Here is a 20,268-nt window from a genome sequence, read left to right on the forward strand (position 1 = left end):
GCCGTTCTGGCCGCCGCCGGATACAACTTCTCCCTCCTGCTGCGATGGTTCAGGCAACTTTTGTGTCTGTTCGCCGCACTCTTCCTCACGTTCCAGAGCCGACCGATGCCGCAACAACCTGCCTGAAAGCGAGTTCTTCACGATCGACTTGTTCGCGATAGGCTGCGCCAATCAATAAGCTTGGACCTCGCCGGTGGCGAAGAGCTCCATGACAATCTGATCGCCCCGATATGCATGCCGGCAAGGATGCCGGTTACTCCTTGGCCGAATCTCGCCAGGCTCGCTCGAACGGTAGGCGCCAGGCATGCGGGGCGATGAGTTGGTGGATCGATTTCGGGCCCCAACCGCCCTGATCATAGAGGCGCACTGGCGGTGGGTTTTCCAGAAGAGGTTGCGAGACCTCCCACAATCGCTCAATGCCCTCGGCGGTGTTGAACAGCGTGTGATCGCCACGCATGGCGTCGAGGATCAGGCGCTCGTAGGCCTCGAGCACTTCGCCGATCAATCCGGTTTCGCTCATGGCGAACTGCAACGATAGCTTGTCGAGCCTGAAGCCAGGGCCAGGCCGCTTGCCATAGAAGGACAGGGAGACCTTTGAGGCATCGGCAAGGTCGAACGTGAGGTGGTCCGGCCCTTGTGCCCCAACGCCCGAACCGGCCGGAAACATCGACTTGGGTGGCTCTCGGAAGGCGATCGAGATGATGCGTTGACCCTCGGCCAGGCGCTTTCCCGTACGCAGGAAGAAGGGCACACCGGCCCAGCGCCAGTTGTCGATGGCGCATTTTAAGGCGATGAAAGTATCGGTGTCGCTCTCCGGATCGACCCCGGGCTCCTTGCGGTAGCCGATGTATTGGCCGCGGACCACGTCGCGCGGCTCGATCGGCAGCATGGAGCGAAACACTTTGTTCTTTTCCTCCGAGATCGGCGCCGGCTCCAGAGCCGTGGGCGGCTCCATCGCCATGAAGGCGAGGATTTGAAAGAGGTGAGTTACCACCATGTCGCGATAGGCGCCTGTCGTCTCGTAAAAGGCGGCGCGAGTGGAAAGCCCTAGCGTCTCCGGAACGTCAATCTGCACGTGATCGATGAAGTTACGGTTCCAAATCGGCTCGAAAAGGCCGTTGGCGAAGCGGAAAGCCAGAATGTTCTGTGCCGGCTCCTTGCCGAGGAAGTGGTCAATACGGAAAATCTGCTTCTCGTCGAAAACCTCGTGCAGTTTCGTGTTCAGTTCCACAGCGCTGGCAAGGTCCGTCCCAAATGGCTTCTCCATGATAATCCGGCAACGCTCGACCAGTTCGGCCTCGGCAAGGAGTTGCACGGCTGGAAGCGCCGCCTTCGGCGGCACAGAGAGATAGTGCACGCGCCGCGTCTCCGGCCCAAGCGCCTCCTCTGCCCGCTTCACCGCTTCCTTCAGGACGCCGGCGCCGGCAGAGAGCGAGACATAGTCAAGCGAAGCGGAGAAATCTTCCCATTCGGCCTCCGTGAACTTGCGAGTCAGGAATTGATTCAGCGACTCGCGTGCGATGGCGCGGAAACCATCGGCATCAATCTCGTCGAGTGAGACGCCGACGATGCGGCACCCCGGGATGAAGCCGGCCTTAATGAGATGAAACAGCCCCGGCAGCAGCTTGCGCCGTGAGAGATCGCCCGTTGCACCGAAGAGAACGACGAGCTGCGGATAGCCAGGTCCGACCCGAGTGGAATTCATTCGCACAGTGCCCGTTCCCTTTTTCTGCCGTTGCGCCCTGAATAGAGGCATGAATTACTCAGTCAATCAAGGTCTTACGGTCTTTGTGTGCGGGAAGCCTCGCGGCTGCAGGGACGACGGAAGACTGCGAAATCGGCGTTACGCGGAACACACCTTCCCGGGTGGAGCCGCCGTCGCATGTTCTCACCTCTAGCGTGCGCTCGTCCGTCGTGCTTATCTCGCAAAATCAGGATGTTGATGTCGCGGGTGGAAGACTGACGCATGGGTGGAGTCGAGATCAGTCACATTGATGATTCTCTCGTTAGCCGTTGCCTGTCGATCGACCTTGAGGTTAATCCGGGCCAAGCCAAGATTTTCGCCTTTGCCGCGGTTCGTTCCCAGGGCCAAAAGGTGGTTTTCCGAAGCGGAAATCGCGAAGCCGCGCTTGACGGTCTCGAGGGCCTCGCTTCCGAAGCCGACTTCCTGCTTGGCCACAACATACTAAGATTTGATCTTCCACATCTCGGAGCCGTGAGGCCACGTTTCGCGCAGTTAGCAGCAAAGCCAATTGATACACTTTGGCTAAATCCCCTGGCCTTTCCGCGCAATCCATATCACCGTTTGGTCAAGCACCATCACGACGGGCGGTTGCAAGCAGGACATGTTAACGATCCGGAGCTGGATGCGCGCCTCGTCTTCGAGGTGCTGGCCAACCAGCTCGCAGCCTTTGCAACCTTGGCGCAGGAGACGCCTGCCGCTCTTATCGCCTACCACTACCTGACCACCTGCATGCCGGGGAGTGACGGGTTCGATGCCTTGTTTGCCAGCTTGCGCAGAGCGCCTAGGCCTGGAGCGGAACAGGCCACGAAGGCGATGATGGAGCTGCTCGATGGTCACGCCTGCCCTTGGCGGATTCAGCAAACACTGAGCCGTCTGTCCTCAGCACAGCTCGGGTGGCCGATGGCATATGCACTCTCGTGGGTTTCGGTCGCAGGCGGGGATTCCGTTATGCCGCCTTGGGTGCGGGCGCAATTCCGTGAGGCATCGCTGATCGTTCGGCATCTCCGCGATCGCGCGTGCGACGACCCAGGCTGCCACTGGTGCCGGGAAAAGAACGACCCGAGGAAAGCGCTCTCGCGCTGGTTTGGCTTTGACAGCTTTCGACCGGAGCCAAAGGACGATGCCGGGCGCCCCTCGCAGGAACGCATTGTTGCAGAGGCCATGGAGGGTAAATCCGTTCTCGGTATCCTTCCTACTGGAACTGGGAAGTCTGTCTGCTACCAAATTCCCGCGTTGGCGCGCTTCGACAAGATCGGCGCGCTTTCTGTTGTCATTTCGCCTCTCGTCGCGCTGATGGCCGATCAAGTTCAAGGTCTCGCGCGGCACGGAATCAGCGGCTGCGTTACGATCAACGGGCTTCTCTCAATGCCGGAACGCCATGCTGCGCTGGATCAGGTGCGGCTGGGCGATGCTGCGATGCTGCTAATCTCGCCCGAGCAGCTCCGTAGCCCCTCGGTGCGGTCGGTCCTCTCGCAGCGGGAGATCGGATATTGGATCCTGGATGAAGCCCACTGCGTCTCAAAGTGGGGACATGATTTCCGACCCGACTACCGTTACATCTCGCGCTTTATCCGTGAATACTCCGGCGATCAGGAGCCCGCGCCAGTGGTTTGCCTGACTGCGACGGCCAAGCCGGAAGTCGTGCGTGATATCCGCGATCACTTCCAGTCTCGCCTTGGCGTGGAACTGCTCCTTCTCGACGGCGGAGCAACCCGTGAGAACCTTACCTTCGAAGTTCAAGAGACCCATCGTAACCGCAAGCTAGCCGATATTCTCGATACGATCGAACGCGCCCTTCCACGCGATGGTGCTTCGGGTGCGGTTGTTTATTGTGCAACGCGATCTGCGACCGAGCGTATCGCGGATTTCCTACAGCAGCAGGGATTGGCCGCCGACTTCTTTCACGCCGGCTTGACGCCCGAACGCAAGCAGGAAGTGCAGGAGCGTTTCCGTGTCGGTGAGCTGCGGGTCATTGCAGCGACCAACGCCTTCGGCATGGGGATCGACAAGCCCGATATCAGGCTCGTGGTGCATGGTGATATTCCGGGTTCGCTCGAAAACTATCTGCAGGAAGCAGGAAGGGCCGGGCGTGACCGCGATCCCGCGATCTGCGTGCTTCTGTTCAATACCGAGGATGTCGAGCGGCAATTCTCCCTTAACGCCCGCTCGCGTCTGGCCCGGCATGAGATAGGCGCAATCTTAAAAGCTCTCCGACGGCTCGATACCCGGGGAAAATCTAGCGGCGAGGTCGTCGCCACGCCAGGCGAAATAGTGCGGGAAGAGACAGCACAGGAATTTGAACGCGATAGCGCAACTGATGACACGCGGGTGAAAACTGCTGTTGCCTGGCTCGAAGAGTCGACACTGCTGACTCGGGAAGAGAACCGGGTGCAGGTCTTTCCTTCCTCCCTGCGAATCCGCACCATGGAAGAGGCCGAGGCGATCCTGTCGAAGGCCGAGCTCGTCGGAAGCCGGCGCAAGCAACTTCTGGACCTAGTACGGCATCTAATGACAGCCTCTCCAGATGCCGGGGTCTCGACCGACGAGCTTTCCGGAGCCAGCGGTCTGACAGGCGGGGCACTTCGGAAGGCTTTGTCCGATCTCGAGACGCTTGGTATCGCGACCGACGACACGGCCATTACAATCTTTATTCATGTCGGGGTCGAGGGCGCATCAAAACAGCGCTTCCAAATCGCTACGGCCCTGGAAACCGCGTTGATCGCAGCGATGCGTGAAGCGTCGCCCGATGCAGAGGGTGGCGAAGCGCAACCCTTACTTCTCGCAGCAACCTGTCAAATTCTACGCGATCAGGGCCATGTCGGGGCGCGCCCGGACCTGATTGAGGCGCATCTGCGGAGTTTGGCGCAGGATGGGCGCGATGAGGAAGGCGGGCGCGGCAACATTCATCTGCGCAAAGCGAACCGGAACACCTACTTGGTGCGGCTGCAGCGGTCCTGGGAAATGGTAAGCCGGACGGCGGAAATCCGGCGTCGCGGTGCAGAGCTTTTGCTCCAGCATCTCGAAGGGTTGGTGGCGAAAGGCACGCGCGGCAAAGATCTCAGGGTTGAGACCACGATGGGCAAGATGCAAGCCGCAATCATGGGGGATGTTTTCCTGAGGGGCTCGGTCCGGGATGCGACCAAGTTGCTCGGCAGGGCACTTATGTGGATGCACGAACAAGGCGTGATCACACTTGGCCGGGGTCTGACGATCTTCCGCCCAGCGATCACCGTCCACCTTCGCCCCGGCGGTGGTCAATTTACTCAAAAGGACTTTTTGCCTCTCGAGGATCATTACAGCGAGCAGACCATCCAGACACATATCATGGCGGCCTATGCAGAGCGCGGCCTAACCTCAACGCAGGACGCCGAGCTGCTCTCGGCGGACTATTTCAAGCTGGATAAGGAAGCCTTCTTGAAGCGCTGGTTGCCAGATCGAGCGGGCGAATTGCGCCGCCAAACGACACCGGAAAGCTGGCGGCAAATCGTGGACGATCTTGGTAATCCGGTGCAGTCGAAGATCGTCGCCGATGATCGCGAACAGACGAACGTGCTAATCCTTGCAGGACCAGGCTCCGGAAAGACACGAGTGCTGGTGCATCGCGTCGCTTATCTGGTGCGGGTCAAACGCGAAGATCCGCGCGGTATTCTTGTTCTGACGTATAACCGACATGCCGCAGTCGAAATCCGCAAGCGATTAAAGGGGCTGATCGGTGACGACGCGAACAGCGTAACGGTCTCGACCTGTCACGCGCTCGCGATGCGACTGGTTGGAGCAAGTTTTGCAGGCGAAGCCGATACCCCGCACGAGTTCGACAAGATAGTGATGGAGGCCGTCACGCTGCTGAAAGGCGAAGGTCTTCCGAAGGTCGAAGCCGAAGCCCTCCGCGAAACACTAATTCAAGGCTATCGCTGGATCCTAGTCGACGAGTATCAGGATATCGGTCCCGAGGAATACGCCCTGATCGCTGCCGTGGCAGGCAGGTCGCTCGACGACCCTGACCAGCGCCTCAGCCTTTTTGCTGTAGGTGATGACGACCAGAACATCTATGCCTTCGCCGGCGCTTCGATTGAGTTCATCCGACGCTTCGAGGCTGATTACGCTGCCAAGCCCAGCTATCTGACCGAGAACTATCGCTCCACAGCGGCGATTATCCATGCAGCCAATCGTGTGATTGCGCCAGCTCCTGACCGGATGAAGACCGGCCATGACATCATGATCAATCGAGATCGGGCTAAGGCACAACAAGGCGGCTCACTAGCGTTATTGGATCCGGTCGCGCACGGCCGGGTTCAGCTTTTGCGCACTGCGCCAGCCCCTGCAGCGCAGGCCATCGCAGCCGTCGATGAACTGATCCGCCTGTCGCAGCTGGTGCCGGACTGGTCCTGGTCAAAGGCGGCGATCATCGCACGAGAATGGCGGCTCCTGGAACCAGTGCGTAGCTATTGTGAGGCGCGTGGTGTGCCGGTGCATCTCGCGAGCGAAGGTATGCCTCCGTTTTGGCGTTTGCGGGAAGTGCGAGAATTCCTCAAATTCCTCAAGGCCGAGCCAACGAAGATGATTGCGGCTGAAGCCATGCAAGATTTTGTCACCAGACAGCCTTCAAATGATTGGTGGGCTCTGATCGCCGAAGGTATCGCGGCACTTGACTCCGAAATCGACGGCAAAGCGGTTCCAGTCATAGACATCATCGAGTTGTTGGCCGAATGGATTCGAGACAATCGTCAAGAGCAGTATGGGTTGATGCTTCTGACCGCGCATCGTGCCAAGGGACTGGAGTTTGATGATCTAGTTATCCTTGACGGCGGTTGGGATCGGAAATCGAAAGAGGAGGACCGCGACGCGCCACGCCGGCTGTTTTACGTCGCTATGACACGGGCGAAGCGCAGCCTGGCGATCGTATCGATGCAGGACCGGCACCCGATATTGCAGGAAGTCGTAGCGACCCTGGTGGAGCGGAGGATCACCTCAGATGAGGCTACACAGTCAGAATGCGGTTTGCAGTATCAAACCGTAGAGCCGCACATGGTGGATCTTTCCTGGGTGGGCAGGCAGGCGGCGAACCATCCGGCCCATCAAGCGCTGGCGCGGATACGTACAGGTGATCCCGTTCAACTGATAGAAATCAACGGACGTTGGGAGATCCGGGTCGGTGGCGGAGTGACTGTCGGACGGATGGCTCAGGGCTACCGTCCGCCTGAAGGGTCGTTCATTAGAGGCGAGGTCGGCGCAATCATCTGTTGGCGCAAGGTCGACAATGCTGAAGAATTTCGCGGCACGCTTCGCCGTGAAGCGTGGGAGGTTGTCCTTCCAGAGTTGGTTTTTCGCCATTAAGGAACTCATCATGTTTTCGATGTCGAAACAATGGGGCGGCTGGTCATAGTGATTAGCGTGGTGCAGGACACCAAACGGGGAGGCTATGGTAGATTTAGACGGTATTGCGCTGCTGGGTATCGACGTCGGCTTCTCGAGATCGCGACCAACGACGGGTATCGCTTGGAGCAAAGGTGGAGCATTCAAAGCTACAAAGACATACACCGACTGGCAGCGCCGTAGTCAGCACATTCCCTCAGCGACGACATTCGCTGTGATCGCAATCGACGGTCCTCTTGTTCCTCTCGGTTCGGCCGACAGTCTCGAACGTCTCTGTGAGCGAATCTTCATTCGTGGCTCCTTCCAAGTGCGATGCAAGCCGGGCTTGAGCCATCATGGATATGGATGCGACTTGAGGCGTGCCGCAGCGGAGACGGCGGAGCAGGTCGTGCATCTCGTCGCCCGGAATACTGCAGTGGAAAGGACAATTCGGATTGGTGCCTCGATTGTTGAAGCATTTCCCAACGCATTCTTAGGGGTTCTTTTACCCGAAGCGCGCTTCGCAATGCCGGCGGCGGGCAAGCGCAAGAAGTTCGATTGGCTGTATGATCACGCCGTCGATAGTGGCGTTCTCGAAAATCTGTTTCACACGATCGGATGGCAGAACCTCGAACTGGTAGGCACTGTATTGGCTGAGAGGGATCACGAGAAACGGGCCGCCTGGATCTGCCTCCTTACTGCAGCGTGCGCCGCGGCCGGAAAGTCAGAGGTTGTCGGTGACGAGCTTGGCGGGTGGTTTTGGCTGCCCCCCACAGATCTCTGGGCTCAATGGGCGCGTGACGCCTTGGCCCGCAACACCACAGAGTTGTGGAGAAACACGCATGCCAGCTGAGCCTCAGTCGCCACGCGACGCAGACAACGCTTCGGCAAGCGCTCGTCACGGAACGAAGCGATATCCTGCTGGCCCAAGCCAATCATCGTCCGGTAAGCCAACTCGCCTCTAGGATTATCCCGGCGTCTCAAGATACGTATCGCCTTTTTCACTTGCGACGAGCCCTTGCCTCGTCAGTAAGCAGACAAGCGTGCCTGAATATCCCCTCGTTCCGGTCGGCTTAACCTGCCGCAACTGCAGCTTTCTATCGAAACACGTAAAGGTTTTTTATTAGATATTAGATATACCCTTAAAAGGGGAAAATTATCAGCAATGAGGAGTCGTTAAGCGTGATCTTGCGCATTCCGAAGTCTATGCTTCGCAAAGGAATGTTTATTGAATCGGTAGAATGCTCGGACTTGGAGTTCTCCGGCCGACGCTTCTTGTTGGAAACGGATTCCGCTCTGCGTTCTATACTCGCCTCGTCGGCGGAAAACGTGTTGGTCAACCGGGTAAAGAGCAGGGTCGATTGTGGGTTACGGGTTTTCCGACAGGCGGACGAAGACCTCCAGCCCAAGTCTGTGCAGGAGCTGGACGAGCGCACGCGGATCCAGCACACTGTATCTCAAGTTACCGGGATTTTGCGCGACGGTTTTGAAGATATCAAATTAGGGAAATTCGATATCGATCGATTCGCCCCCGCAGCCAGGCACATAGCCGCCTCCTTAAAGGCCTCGCCCCATCTATTGGTCGAGGTCACGCGGCTGAAGACAAAGGATGAGGGAACTTACGTGCACTCGCTCGCGGTTGGAGGGCTCATGACGGGGCTCGGCCACCTGTCGGGCCTGGAAGAGGAAACGATTAAGGAACTGACCCTAGGCGGCCTCTTACATGATCTTGGCAAGCTGATGATACCAAACGCTATCCTCAACAAGACCGGACAACTGACAGATGCGGAGCGCAAAGCCATACGCAGTCATCCCGAGCGCGGCTACATGCTCCTTAAACAATATCCAGAAGTCTCTGACCTGATTCTTGAAATCTGTCGATTTCACCATGAAGCCCTGGACGGAAGCGGCTATCCGCTTGGCCTTAGAGCCGATCAATTGAGTCTGCCTATTCGTATATGCACTGTGTGCGACGTGTTTGACGCCCTTACGAGCGTCCGCCCCTACAAACGCGCATGGAGTAACACGCAGGCGCTGAAGTGGATGTTCGATAGGGGGCACCTCTTCGACAAAAAGCTGATCCTGCGAATGGGCAGCCTGTTTGATTGAATTCAGGCAGTCCCACGTCTTGCCGGGAGCGACTGACGGAATCGCTAGCCACTTTTGGGCTTCGAGCCTACCGTCGAACGACTTGCGGGGGGGCTGTTGCCGGGCCGGCGCACCTGTTCTTCCCAGCGTCCCCTGAGCTTTCTGATCGACGCCATGTGATCTCCAACAGCTGTTGTCGATCAGGCGTGTCCTTCGGCGGTGCCAAGGATTATCCCGCCATGGGCCCTGCCCGTCACGATAATCGATGCGCTTTTCGAGGTGGCTCGCGCGGGAGCCGATCAGGATGGACTGCGTCGTTGGCTAGACCGCGTCGGATGGGTTTCGCGCCCGACAATAGCCACCCAGCGACATACAAACTGGTGCAATATATCTTTAAATGCTAATAAAAGTAGATTGGAAATTCTGACAGCCAAGTCTCGGGGCGAACTCCGAGAAGCGCGAATCGTTTGCAGCCTGTCACCAAGCCGTCGAGTAGATGGCTCGGAGAGAAAGGCAGTCATCAACGATATCTTGGGGAGGGGCACCAATGGCCAGCAATCTTGTTTCCTATGTCATGCAGATGCTGACGCCTGATGTGATCGGGCGTATCGCGGCAGCTCTGGGGCTCGATAGCGGCAAGGTGCAGAGCGCTGTGGGTGCTGCCGTGCCGGCAGTTCTGGCAGGGCTTGGGAGTATTGCCGCACAACCAGGTGGGGCGCAGAAGATCGCCGACGCGGCCAGACAGCAGAGCGGATCGCTTGGTAATATCGCTGGAATGCTCGCAGCGGGCGGCCCGGAATCGCTTGCCCAGAGCGGCTCGCAAATCATTTCGTCAGTGTTCGGCTCCAAAGATGGCGGAGCGCTTGCGAATGCCATAGGCAAGATTTCTGGTCTGGATCAGAATGCAAGCGGGTCGTTGCTTGGAACGCTGGCGCCGCTTGTCATGGGAGGCCTCGCCCAGCACAGCGGCGGCGATCTCAGCGCCAACGGCATCGCCGGATTGCTCGCGAGCCAGAAGGACAATATTGCCGCTGCATTGCCGTCGGGGATGAGCGAACTACTCGGCGGCGCTGGCCTGCTCGGGTCGCTCGGCGCTACGACGCGAGCGACTACAGCGGCCGCCAGCCAAACAGCACGCAGCGCAGCCTCGTCCGTTTCCTCCATCAGCGGCGCCGGGCAACGCGCGGCCACGACCGCACCGCCCACATCGCGCAACTGGCTCTATTTGCTGATTGCCGCCTTGGTTATTGCAGGCGTGCTTTTCTATCTGCTCGGCCGGCAGAGCCAGCCAGTTACTCCCCAGGTCGCCACGGGCGAGCAGAGCTTGACGGTCGGCGGAATCGACGTCGGCAAGCAGGTCAAGGACAGCCTTGCCAGCCTTCAAACGACGGTCACCGGAATAACCGACGCAGCCTCAGCCAACGCCGCCTTGCCAAAGCTGCAAGATGCAGGGAACCAACTCGACAAGGTCAGCGCCGTGCTGGGACAGCTTTCTGCTGGCCAGCGGGCCGCCCTTACGGCACTGGTAAGCCCGCTGATACCGACGCTCAACGGATTGTTTGACAAGGTCTTGGCGATCCCTGGGGTCTCCGAGATCCTGAAGCCCACCATCGACACATTGAAGACGAAGCTCGCCGCCCTGCCCGCGTGACAGCTGCGAGATCGCCGACAATTGTACCGACGAAAACCAATGAGCAAGGAGTGGCAGCCATGGCTGACAAATCGACGTTCACCACAGACGAGTGGAAGACCCTTCTGCAGAGCGTGATGATGGCCGGCATCGCGGTGACTGCGGCGGAGCCGAGCGGTCTCTGGGGCACACTCAAGGAGAGCCTTGCAAGTAGTAGCGCGCTCTTGCAAGCCAAGACCGGCGACGCAAATCCACTGATCTTAGCGCTCGTCGGCGATTTCGAAACTTCGGAAGGACGCGATGCCGCGCGAGACGGATTGCAGGCGAAGCTCAAAGGCGCCAAACCCGACGAAATGAAGACCAGGTGCATCGAGGTGATCAAGCAGGCCAGAGCGATCATCGAGGCCAAGGCTCCGGGCGATGCGGCGGCCGTCAATGCCTGGCTATACCAGATCAGCCAGCGAGTGGCGGAGGCTTCCAAGGAGGGTGGCTTCATGGGCATAGGCGGCGTCGCCGTCAGCGACGCCGAGAAGGCGACACTTGCGGAGATATCGGCAGCGCTTCAAACGGGCTAGGCGTCGCCTGCTACGCGCGATTGACGTGTGGGCGCTTTTTATTAGAAAGCTGGACAGAGGTGCTCCCTGCTCGATACTTCTCTGTGCGCAGCGGTTAGCGCACGTCCGTATAGGAAGACTTCGATCGCTTCGTTGCGATAGTGTCCTCCAGAGCCGTCACCGCTTCCCTCTTGGTCGGCTTCGTATCGCAGCACTTCATCCGCGTGCTGACGGTGCCCTCCATACGTGAGGACACAACGGCTTCTTGATTGCGGAGTGGCGCAAGCAAGATCTCACTATTGTGCATTCCCTTGAGCATTTGATCGTAGCGAGCCAGTGCCGCCGATGCCGAGGCAATTGGCATGATCAAACAGCCAGCGTCGATTCCGTGCGGAGGGAATTGATCATAGTGATATTCCACTACTCAAGGGGCGTTGAGCGCTATGCGTTACAGCCAAATGCCTTTTGAGCGCCGAAAAACATAATTCTTGAGAGTCAACCGATCTTGGCTTCCATCCATGAGATACAAACAGATTTCTCTGCCAAAATTAAGCAAAAGTGGAACTCAAGCTTGAAAAACGTTGGCAGTGCAGGCTGGAACCGCTTCTTTCGTATCCGGCGCGCGATAGGTTTCGACCTTCGCTACCAGTCCAATCTTAAAACAATGAAATCAAATACGTTTTATGGCGAAGAGGGTGGGATTTGAACCCACGATACCCTTGCAGGTATGCCGTATTTCGAGTGCGTTGAAATTCGCCTCTGGGTCAGACCCGAAGGAGTTTCCGTTACGCCGTTATCTCAATGTTGACTCCGGCACAAAAGAGAACATAATAAGAACATCCAAACATCAGAAGAGGATCACGGCCATGTCACACATGCCGGCCGGACAGCCGCGCGCTGAGCAAATTGCGGGAACCTACCGGACGCTACCCAAGAGGGCGACGTTGGCCGAGGTTCACCCCCCTTCTGATGGCGATCATAATCATGATGCCGAACCATCAAGATTGGGGCCTCTATTCGGCTGACGTCTACGACATGGCTTCCGGTGGCCCGCTCGGCTACTTCGACATCGCGTTTGACCCGCCCACACATCGCGCCTGCGGGTACTACAGTGCCGTCGGCTCCTCGGTTGTGATGCGCTCACCGCGCTGGTTCCAATGTCCAGGAGACATCAACGACGCCATGCGGGCCTTTCATGCTCTGCTCAGGCAAGCGGGTCATGTCCACTGAGTAGAAGAAGCAACTGGAGGTGGATTTCGAGGTCGAAGCCGCGCTCGCGTTCGATGACGAAGATGCCAATGTAACCATCGTCACGCTCCACGGGGAGATGACGAGCCGGGCATGACCGGCAGCTGGGAACCCAAGTTCGACCGGGAGCTTTGATGCACTCGACAGGACTAGACAATCAACAAAGCCGAGCTTCGAGAAGGCGTCATGGTCGCGCGGCAATCTCGCCCGATCGATCCCTCTCCCGCTTTGTGTGTTTTGCGCAACAAGTGGTCGTCGGTTCTCCTGCGTTTGCATCCGTTGTTACATTGGCATTTCCTTTCTGAACCGTCGCTTTTGCTTGTTCCTCCCCGTTACCCGTCGTGGCACGTTGGTTTCTGGACACCACTCTAATGCGGGCTGTGCAATCAGGGCGCCTGCATAGCTTTCAATTTACCCCGCCGGTGTCGGCTCGCACGCAAGGCCATGTAGCGCGCACAGCCATCGTTAGGATATATCCGCTGTCACCGAATTCCGTGAGCCATTCCCAATAGTGATCGGGCAGATCTTCAATGAGCCGACCCATGTAGGGTTGCGTGTGCCAAGCGCCCGTAGACCTTGGAGAGTAGCTTCGCCCGCTCGCTTGGCCGCTAACGGGGTTTTCCGTCGCAAGAACTCCCGAAGTCTCTCGAGATCACGAATGGAGGCCGGAGAGAAGATTATTTGTGGCATCCGGGCGCAGCGCGCTGCTCGTCGTCGGCTCCCCACGTCGAAAGCCATTTTTCGGCCTCATCGGCCGTCACATGCAGGCCGGTCGCCTGAAATTCATCCCAGGCCTTCAGGGTCTCACTCCGCAGCGCCCGCTTCTCTTCACGCTCCACGTATTGCTCAATCGCCTCGCGCATGATCCAGAGGGACGAACGGCGACGGACTTCGGCCAAGTGTTGGACGCGGCCTTTAACTCGTCACCGAGCTTCAGCGAGGTAGGTGATGCCATGTCAGCTCCTTAGTGGTAATACCCGCCGCTACTATAGGTGCTCCTGTCTATAATCTCGCAGCAGGAGCGATTTCGTGAAACGATAGTCCCCGTATTGAAAGGCTTTGCATTTTTTCGCCCGGAGCTTTGGCCGTGCCTTCTTATTCATTTGGTCCATATGTGCTTGTACCGGAACGCCAGTCGCTGATGCGGGATCAGACGGCCGTCCGTATCGGTAGCCGCGCTCTGGAAATTTTGGTGGCTCTGATTGAGCGACCTGGTGAACCGGTGAGCAAGGCTGAGCTGGTGTCGCGGGCCTGGCCGGATACTTTCGTCGAGGAAAGCAATCTCAAGGTGAACATTGCGGCACTTCGTCGGGTGCTTGGGGACGCCCCCGACGGCACGCAATACATAGCGACGGTGAGCGGCCGCGGCTATCAGTTCGTGTTTCCCGTGCATATTTCCGGGCACAGTGGCGCCTCCGGTATCGCGACGTCGGCCCGCAAGCATAACCTGCCGGTTTCAGCGACCCGCTTGGTGGGAAGAGATCCTGCCATTGATGCGATCGGGCGTGCCCTTGAGGGCTCACGCCTCGTGACGATCGTAGGCCCGGGTGGCGTTGGCAAGACGAGATTGGCGCTCGCAATCGCTGACCGACTGACCACGGCTTATGAACATGGCGTCTGGTTCGTTGATCTGGCGACTGTGAACGATGCAACTCTCGTACCGACGTCGATCGCCACGGCGATGGGATTAAGGGTTCACTCGGCGAATATCAAAGCTGCGATCGCCGCCTTCGCGACCGACCGGGATTTCATGCTTGTCCTCGACAATTGTGAACATGTTGTCGAAGCGGTGGCTGCTTGCGCAGACGCGTTTCTGGCTGCTGCAGCAAGGGTGCGAATTCTGGCGACAAGCCGAGAACCAATACGGGTTCTTGGAGAACAGATCCATCGCCTGCCGCCGCTCGAAACCCCACCGGAGGCGTCGGGACTTTCTGCAGCTGGGGCTCTGGCGTTCCCAGCTGTTGAGCTCTTTGTCGAGCGCGCGGCTGGAAGTCGCAACGAGTTCAAGCTCAGCGATGACAACGCACCAATCGTTGCCGAGATCTGCCGCAGGCTCGATGGGCTGGCACTCGCGATCGAACTTGCAGCGCCTCGACTGGATGCGTTCAGTACACGCGAACTCCTCGATATTCTTTCCGATCAATCTCATGTGTTGAGCGATAGGCGCGGCCGTGACTCTCGCCACCATACCTTGGCTGCGACGATGGACTGGAGTTACGGACTGCTCGTCGAGCCTGAACGCGTCCTGCTGCGACGCCTCTCCGTCTTTGCCGGAGCCTTCAGTCTCGAATCCGCTTGCGCCGTTGCGGTCGACAAGGGTCGCCCCCGCTCTGAATGCATTCACGCTGTCGCGAACCTCGTTGCGAAGTCGCTGGTCTCGACGGAGAGAGGAGAGCTCGGGACGCAGTACAGATTGCTCGATACGACACGCAGATATGCGCTGCAGAAACTTGCCGAAAGCGGCGAAAGCGACAGCATGCGTCAACGCCACGCCGAACATCTCCTCGAACTCGCCCAACGCGCCGAGGCCGAATGGAAAATTCGGCCGACCGCCGACTGGCTCGCCGAGTACGGGCGGAAGATGGATGATATCCGCAGTGCTTTGGGCTGGGCGTTCTCCGGGAACCGCAGCGGTGCCATCGGCGTAGCGCTCACGGTAGCGGCTCTTCCCTTCTGGGAGCATCTATCGCTCGTGGAAGAGTGTCGCGCGGGCGTGGAACACGCTCTTGGCAATCGCTTTGCCAATTTCCGCAATGCGGGCGACGAAATGAAGCTGCAATTTGCCTATGGAACCACGCTGCTTCATACGCGGGGGCCCCTCCCCGAGGTCAAGGCAGCCTGGACGGCAGCACTCGGTTGCGCCGAGTCACTCCGCAACACCGACTACGCGCTCAGATGTCTCTGGGGGTTGTGCGACTATTTCACATGGACGGGCGACCATCGCGCCGCCCTGGCGATGGCGGAAAAGATCCGAGAGCTGGCAACCGATCGCGGCGATCTCGACGCACGAAATAACGTCGACAGGCAGACAGGGACTGCCCTGCGTTACCTCGGCGAGCTTGCCGACGCACAGCATCACCTCGAACGCATGTTAGCCAGATACATTCCTCCCCCGACTCGCTCGGACATTGCGCGGTTTCAATTGGACCCGCGATCTGCGGCGCGGGGCACCCTTGCAAACGTTACCTGGCTACAGGGACATCCCGACAAGGCGGTTGCCATGGCACAGCGCCAGTTGGAAGAGGCGCGCGCCGCGCAACATGCCCTCGCGCTCTGCAATGCCGTCGTCCACACGGCCTGCCCTATCGCGCTGCTGACGGGAGACCTTGCTGCCGCTGAGCGCCTGCTTGTCGCCATCGAAGCTCATGTCGCCGAACACGCCATGACGGTTTGGAGTGCCATGGGCCGCTGCTTGCGCGCGGAGTGGCTTCTGCAGAGCGGCGACGCATCTGGACTGGCAGTCTTGAGAGGCGCGCTTGATGAGCTTCTCGCTGTGGACTTCCGCATGCGGTGCCCATTCTACATCGGCGTTTATGCTGCGGATCTGGGAAAATATGGAGACGTCGAAGCGGGGCGCATGGCAATCGACGAGGCCCTCGCACTTTCGGCTTCCACCGGCGAAATTTGGTGCATGCCTGAACTGTTGCGCATAAAGGCGGATTTGTTGGGCAAGGAGGGCGACCACCGGACCGACAAACCCGCCGAGGCGCTTTATGTGCAAGCAATCGATCTGGCGCGCCGGCAGGGCGCGCTGTCATGGGAGTTGCGCGCGGCGACGGCTCTAGCCGAGCATTGGCTTCGGACGGATCAAGACGTCAAGGCCGCAGGAGTTTTGGCGCCCGTCTACGGGCGCTTCAACGACGGGTTCGCAACCCGTGATCTTGTTAGAGCTCGCGAGCTCCTCAATGTTTTGAAGGACGTCGGCAGGAGGCGGGCGGCCGCCGTCCCTGTCACTCGGCGCGCAAAGCGTACTCAGTCTGCTCCCGAGCGGTAAGCGATCGCGTACGACCATCCAAAATCAGGAGCACCGGAGCGATCGCCGCAATCACGGCAAAGATCGTGAAGGCCTCGAGGTAGTGGGTGCCTTCGGCGGCCATGATATGCAACGAGGCCGGTCCGAGGCCCGCGCCAAACGTCAAAGCCATGTAGTTGATGCCGAAGAGCTTACCGAAGCTGCGCATTCCGAAGCGCTTCGCCAGGAGGTACCCGATCGCGTCACCTTCCGCTCCGGTGGCAAGGCCGAAAAAGACGGCACTGACATAGACTGGGATGAGACCCTCCGAGCTCAATAAAATGAGGTGACCGACAGCGGGTGACAAAAAGGCCAGGCTGGTCAATGGCACCGGCGGCAATCTGTCGAGCAACGCCCCGTAGCCGAGGCGCATGGCGATGAAAGCGAGGCCCACAAGGCTCATGACAAAAGCTGCATTCGCCGGATCGGCGCCGCGATCCGCCAAAACGACAGGGAGTGAAATCGATCCGGCCGCAGCAGCGAAGTAATTGAAAAAGAAGGCGGCCAACATCAGCCAGAAGCTGGCGGTTTCCACCGCCTGGCGAACAGTGTGGCCCTCGCCCCCTGAACCCACGACCTCACGACGTGCAGGTGGATCGCGAACAACGAAAAGCGCGACAGGTAGCGTAGCCGCCATGGACACCAGACCGGCCGCCACAAAGGCAAAGCGCCAGCCCCACACGGAAATCAGGAATGCGAGGAAGGGAGGAACCGTCGCGATCCCAAGTCCAACGAAGGCAAGCATGGCCCCCAATGCGAGACCGCGTCGTGAGGAGAACCATCCGACGATCATATAGGTATAGGGCACGCCGGTCTGCGCGGCGCCCATGAGGCTCGCCACAACGACGGTCACGATGAATGTCTCCAGGCTATTTGGCGCGATTCCCACACCAACAAGGCCGATGGCCATCGACACGGATGAAACAACAAGCACCCGGCGCGGACCGAACCGATCCGTTAGTGCACCCACTACAGGCGACATGAGACCGTTTACGATGGCTATCGGTGCGACCACGGCGGCCACCACTGTCCGATCCCACTGAGTATCCGCGGTGATCGGTACAATGAAAACGCTAAAGCCATAGATCAGCACGATCCCGATGCTGAAATACATCCCCACGCCTGCACCCAACACGATCGCAATCCGTCTGGTTCGCCCCGCCGTCCTGTCCATACCCATATGAGCCTTTGGTTGGTGCCGCTCTCGGAGACCGCAGTCCGCCCACAGGCGTCGATATCGTGCTAACGGGATTGCGGCTCGGTTCACCGAATTTCCCCGATCTTAACCAGCCTCGCAAGCGCATCCGCGTTAGAATTTTCGCAATCACCCCAACGAACCACGGGAGCTAACGATGTCGCGCACGCAAAAGACTTCTATCCAACCGGACGACCCGGATCGCCGAGCTGTTCTTTGCGCTGCGGGAGGCTTTGCTCTCGGCGGAATTGCCGCCGCCCTCGGCGGTAGCGCCACTGCCTTCGCGGAGGAAGCGCCGGCAGCAACCCGCGCCACGGGTTCGCTAGGCGCCCGGCTCCAGGGTGTGCAGCATTTCGGCCTCACCGTACAAAACATGGAACGCGCTTATGAGTTCTACACGGCAGTGCTCGGCGGAACCGAAGTCTTCCGCCACGGCGATTTCCAAGGCGACGCGGTCCAGAACACGCTCCTGGCCGACCAGGAAATTCTCGCCAATCAACTCGGCGTAAATCCACGGACAATAGGCGTTCCCGATCTCAGAGGAGGCACCCAACGCCTCGACGTGCGGTTTATTCAGTTCGACAATGTCGTAATCGAACTGTTGCAGTATCGCGATGCCGACCAGCCGATGGGCGGCCCGAAGGCTTTCGCCGAACCGCTGGAGCATATGAGCCCGGCCTTCCCGCGAATGATGCACATCTGCTTCCATGTCGGAGACGATGTCGACTTCAATCAGTTCATCGCCGATCTCGAGGCGGAGTCCGCACGACGCGGAATGACGCAGGTACGAGCAAATCGCATCATTCGCGTTTCGACTGAAGAGGAGCGAAAGGCGGCTCCTTTGAGTGCTAACACCAACAAGGTGACTGTCGCGCCATCAGACGGATGGGAACTGATCTATTGCAAAGGCCCGGAGGGGGAACAACTGGAGTTTGTGAAGGCGCTCGGGCCGGTGAAAAAGCGGTTTGCCGACGCGCTGGCAGCGCATCTGCAACTCGCCGCGAAGTAGACCCAAAAGGCATCGACATCACTTCTCAAACCGGCCCCGGCTTTGTCAGCGGCCACTGCGATGGGGCGAGATAGGGAGATATGACATGATCAGAGCATTGCGGCTGCAAACCTCGGCTATTCTGCTTGGTGGCCTGCTCGCGGGAACAGTCCTCCAAACGGAAGCGCTCGCACAGGAAGGTCCGGGACAGGGCTATGTCAGAATTGCCCGCGGAGCTTACTCGGTCGTTGCCGAGGTCCGTGCCAAACCGGGCAAGGAGACCGAACTGAGAGCCATCACGCTTCCGCTCATCGACCTCGTGCGTAGCGATCCTGCAAACCTCGTCTACTTCCTGCAGGAGAGCCGAGAGACCCCCGGCCACTTTATCTTCTACGAGATATTTGCCAACGAAACCGACTTCGAGGCACATAACGCAATGCCTTATGTGAAGGAGTGGTTTGCCAAGCTGCCAGAACTCGCCGACGGGGGCGTGAAGGTGATGCGAATGCAAATTCTGGCGCCGGCCAGCGACTAGTAGGTCTGACAAGACCACACGTCGGCGAATGAAGGCAATCGCGAATTGCGGGGAGAACCGCCCCGCGGACGCCTTCGCCTGCGAGACCGTCAGACCGGGAATTGCGATATGAGACTCAAAGGCAAGGTTGCATTGGTCACCGGAGCCGCTGGTGGTATTGGCTTCGCCGTGGCGGAACTGTTCGATAACGAGGGCGCCATCGTCGTCGCGGGTGACATCAAGCCGCCCGAGCAACCATACCCCGAAGGGGTTGAAGCGGTGACACTTGATGTAACCAGCGAAGAGCAATGGGCAACCGTCGTTAGCGCGATCCTCCGGAAGCATGGCCGCCTGGACGTGCTGGTCAATAACGCCGGCATTATCGCTTACGAACCCCTGGACAAGTTGGAAATGAAGGACTGGCTGAAGATGATCGCCGTCGACCAGACCGGCGTTTTCCTCGGCATGCGTGAAGCAGTTCGTGTGATGCGCAAGCAGCAGGCGGGTTCGATCGTCAACATCTCCTCGATATGGGGCAGTGCGGCAGTTGCAGGTGCGCACTCCTACCATGCCGCCAAAGGTGCTGTCCGCAACATGTCCAAAAACGCAGCGATAACGTTCGTATCCGACGGCATCAGGGTCAACTCCGTACATCCGGGCTTCATACATACGCCGTTGACGGACAAGCAGGCGCCAGAACTCAACGATGCCGTCATCGCCATGACTCCTATGAAACGCGGCGGCAAGCCGATCGAGATCGCATATGGCTGTCTGTACTTGGCTTCCGAAGAGGCAAGCTACGTGACCGGCATCGAATTGAATATCGACGGGGGGTATCTCGCCCAGTAGCGCGAGGGGAAATGCGGCCCACAAAAGGGCCCTGTCTTGCAACCCGCTCCGGGCGGTCGGCAATCGCGGCACCGCGTAGGATCGCTCATGGGAT

General features: G+C 58.9%; 13 protein-coding genes and 1 pseudogene. 10 read left to right on the top strand and 4 right to left on the bottom strand.

The genetic code is table 11. The features are described 5' to 3' along the window. Positions 1 to 253 precede the first annotated feature (253 nt). Positions 254 to 1,705: a glucose-6-phosphate dehydrogenase gene (gene zwf, locus AC1DE4_RS27275; RefSeq protein WP_018859150.1), complete on the bottom strand. Its 1,452-nt coding sequence runs from the start codon at positions 1,703 to 1,705 to the stop codon at positions 254 to 256. 261 nt (positions 1,706 to 1,966) lie between these two features. Between zwf and AC1DE4_RS27280 the strand changes: the two genes are divergently transcribed. The 5 genes from AC1DE4_RS27280 to AC1DE4_RS27300 all read left to right on the top strand — a co-directional run bounded on the left by AC1DE4_RS27280 (position 1,967) and on the right by AC1DE4_RS27300 (position 11,389). Beyond that, complete coding sequence (locus AC1DE4_RS27280) at positions 1,967 to 7,078, top strand: RecQ family ATP-dependent DNA helicase (RefSeq protein ID WP_192242013.1); 5,112 nt, start codon at positions 1,967 to 1,969, stop codon at positions 7,076 to 7,078. A gap of 85 nt (positions 7,079 to 7,163) precedes the next feature. Continuing rightward, positions 7,164 to 7,949, top strand: coding sequence for a DUF429 domain-containing protein (locus AC1DE4_RS27285; RefSeq protein ID WP_192242014.1), 786 nt, complete (start codon positions 7,164 to 7,166; stop codon positions 7,947 to 7,949). 329 nt (positions 7,950 to 8,278) lie between these two features. After that, entirely contained in the window at positions 8,279 to 9,205 is a 927-nt protein-coding gene (locus tag AC1DE4_RS27290; protein ID WP_192242015.1) for an HD domain-containing phosphohydrolase, read from the top strand. A gap of 526 nt (positions 9,206 to 9,731) precedes the next feature. Then, a complete protein-coding gene (locus AC1DE4_RS27295; RefSeq protein WP_192242016.1) occupies positions 9,732 to 10,835 on the top strand; it encodes a DUF937 domain-containing protein in 1,104 nt (367 codons plus the stop codon). 59 nt (positions 10,836 to 10,894) lie between these two features. Continuing rightward, entirely contained in the window at positions 10,895 to 11,389 is a 495-nt protein-coding gene (locus tag AC1DE4_RS27300) for a hypothetical protein (protein ID WP_192242017.1), read from the top strand. A 94-nt stretch (positions 11,390 to 11,483) separates the two neighbouring features. Here the strand turns inward: AC1DE4_RS27300 and AC1DE4_RS27305 are convergent, their stop codons facing one another. Next, complete coding sequence (locus AC1DE4_RS27305; protein ID WP_312867264.1) at positions 11,484 to 11,732, bottom strand: Fic/DOC family N-terminal domain-containing protein; 249 nt, start codon at positions 11,730 to 11,732, stop codon at positions 11,484 to 11,486. A gap of 620 nt (positions 11,733 to 12,352) precedes the next feature. On the opposite strand from AC1DE4_RS27305, the gene AC1DE4_RS27310 reads away from it, so the two are divergent. Beyond that, positions 12,353 to 12,598 carry a hypothetical protein gene (locus tag AC1DE4_RS27310; protein ID WP_246779307.1) on the top strand — a complete coding sequence of 82 codons (246 nt, stop codon included), beginning with the start codon at positions 12,353 to 12,355 and terminating at the stop codon, positions 12,596 to 12,598. 695 nt (positions 12,599 to 13,293) lie between these two features. Here AC1DE4_RS27310 and AC1DE4_RS27315 read toward each other — a convergent pair. Continuing rightward, a pseudogene (locus AC1DE4_RS27315) lies at positions 13,294 to 13,571 on the bottom strand (CopG family ribbon-helix-helix protein). A gap of 132 nt (positions 13,572 to 13,703) precedes the next feature. Between AC1DE4_RS27315 and AC1DE4_RS27320 the strand changes: the two are divergent. Next, positions 13,704 to 16,610, top strand: a complete 2,907-nt coding sequence (locus AC1DE4_RS27320; protein WP_192242019.1) for a winged helix-turn-helix domain-containing protein — start codon at positions 13,704 to 13,706, stop codon at positions 16,608 to 16,610. Here AC1DE4_RS27320 and AC1DE4_RS27325 read toward each other — a convergent pair. Beyond that, on the bottom strand, positions 16,567 to 17,808 hold the full coding sequence (locus AC1DE4_RS27325) for an MFS transporter (protein ID WP_246779308.1): 1,242 nt from the start codon (positions 17,806 to 17,808) through the stop codon (positions 16,567 to 16,569). The genes AC1DE4_RS27320 and AC1DE4_RS27325 overlap by 44 nt on opposite strands. Before the next feature lie 172 nt (positions 17,809 to 17,980). Here AC1DE4_RS27325 and AC1DE4_RS27330 point away from each other — a divergent pair, with 172 nt between their 5' ends. The 3 genes from AC1DE4_RS27330 to AC1DE4_RS27340 all read left to right on the top strand — a co-directional run bounded on the left by AC1DE4_RS27330 (position 17,981) and on the right by AC1DE4_RS27340 (position 20,174). Continuing rightward, a complete protein-coding gene (locus AC1DE4_RS27330; protein ID WP_192242021.1) occupies positions 17,981 to 18,832 on the top strand; it encodes a VOC family protein in 852 nt (283 codons plus the stop codon). 85 nt (positions 18,833 to 18,917) lie between these two features. Continuing rightward, a complete protein-coding gene (locus tag AC1DE4_RS27335) occupies positions 18,918 to 19,346 on the top strand; it encodes a putative quinol monooxygenase (RefSeq protein WP_192242022.1) in 429 nt (142 codons plus the stop codon). A 108-nt stretch (positions 19,347 to 19,454) separates the two neighbouring features. Then, positions 19,455 to 20,174, top strand: a complete 720-nt coding sequence (locus tag AC1DE4_RS27340) for an SDR family NAD(P)-dependent oxidoreductase (protein ID WP_025661423.1) — start codon at positions 19,455 to 19,457, stop codon at positions 20,172 to 20,174. Positions 20,175 to 20,268: the final 94 nt, after the last annotated feature.

Source organism: Rhizobium sp. 10N414 (assembly GCF_056394785.1).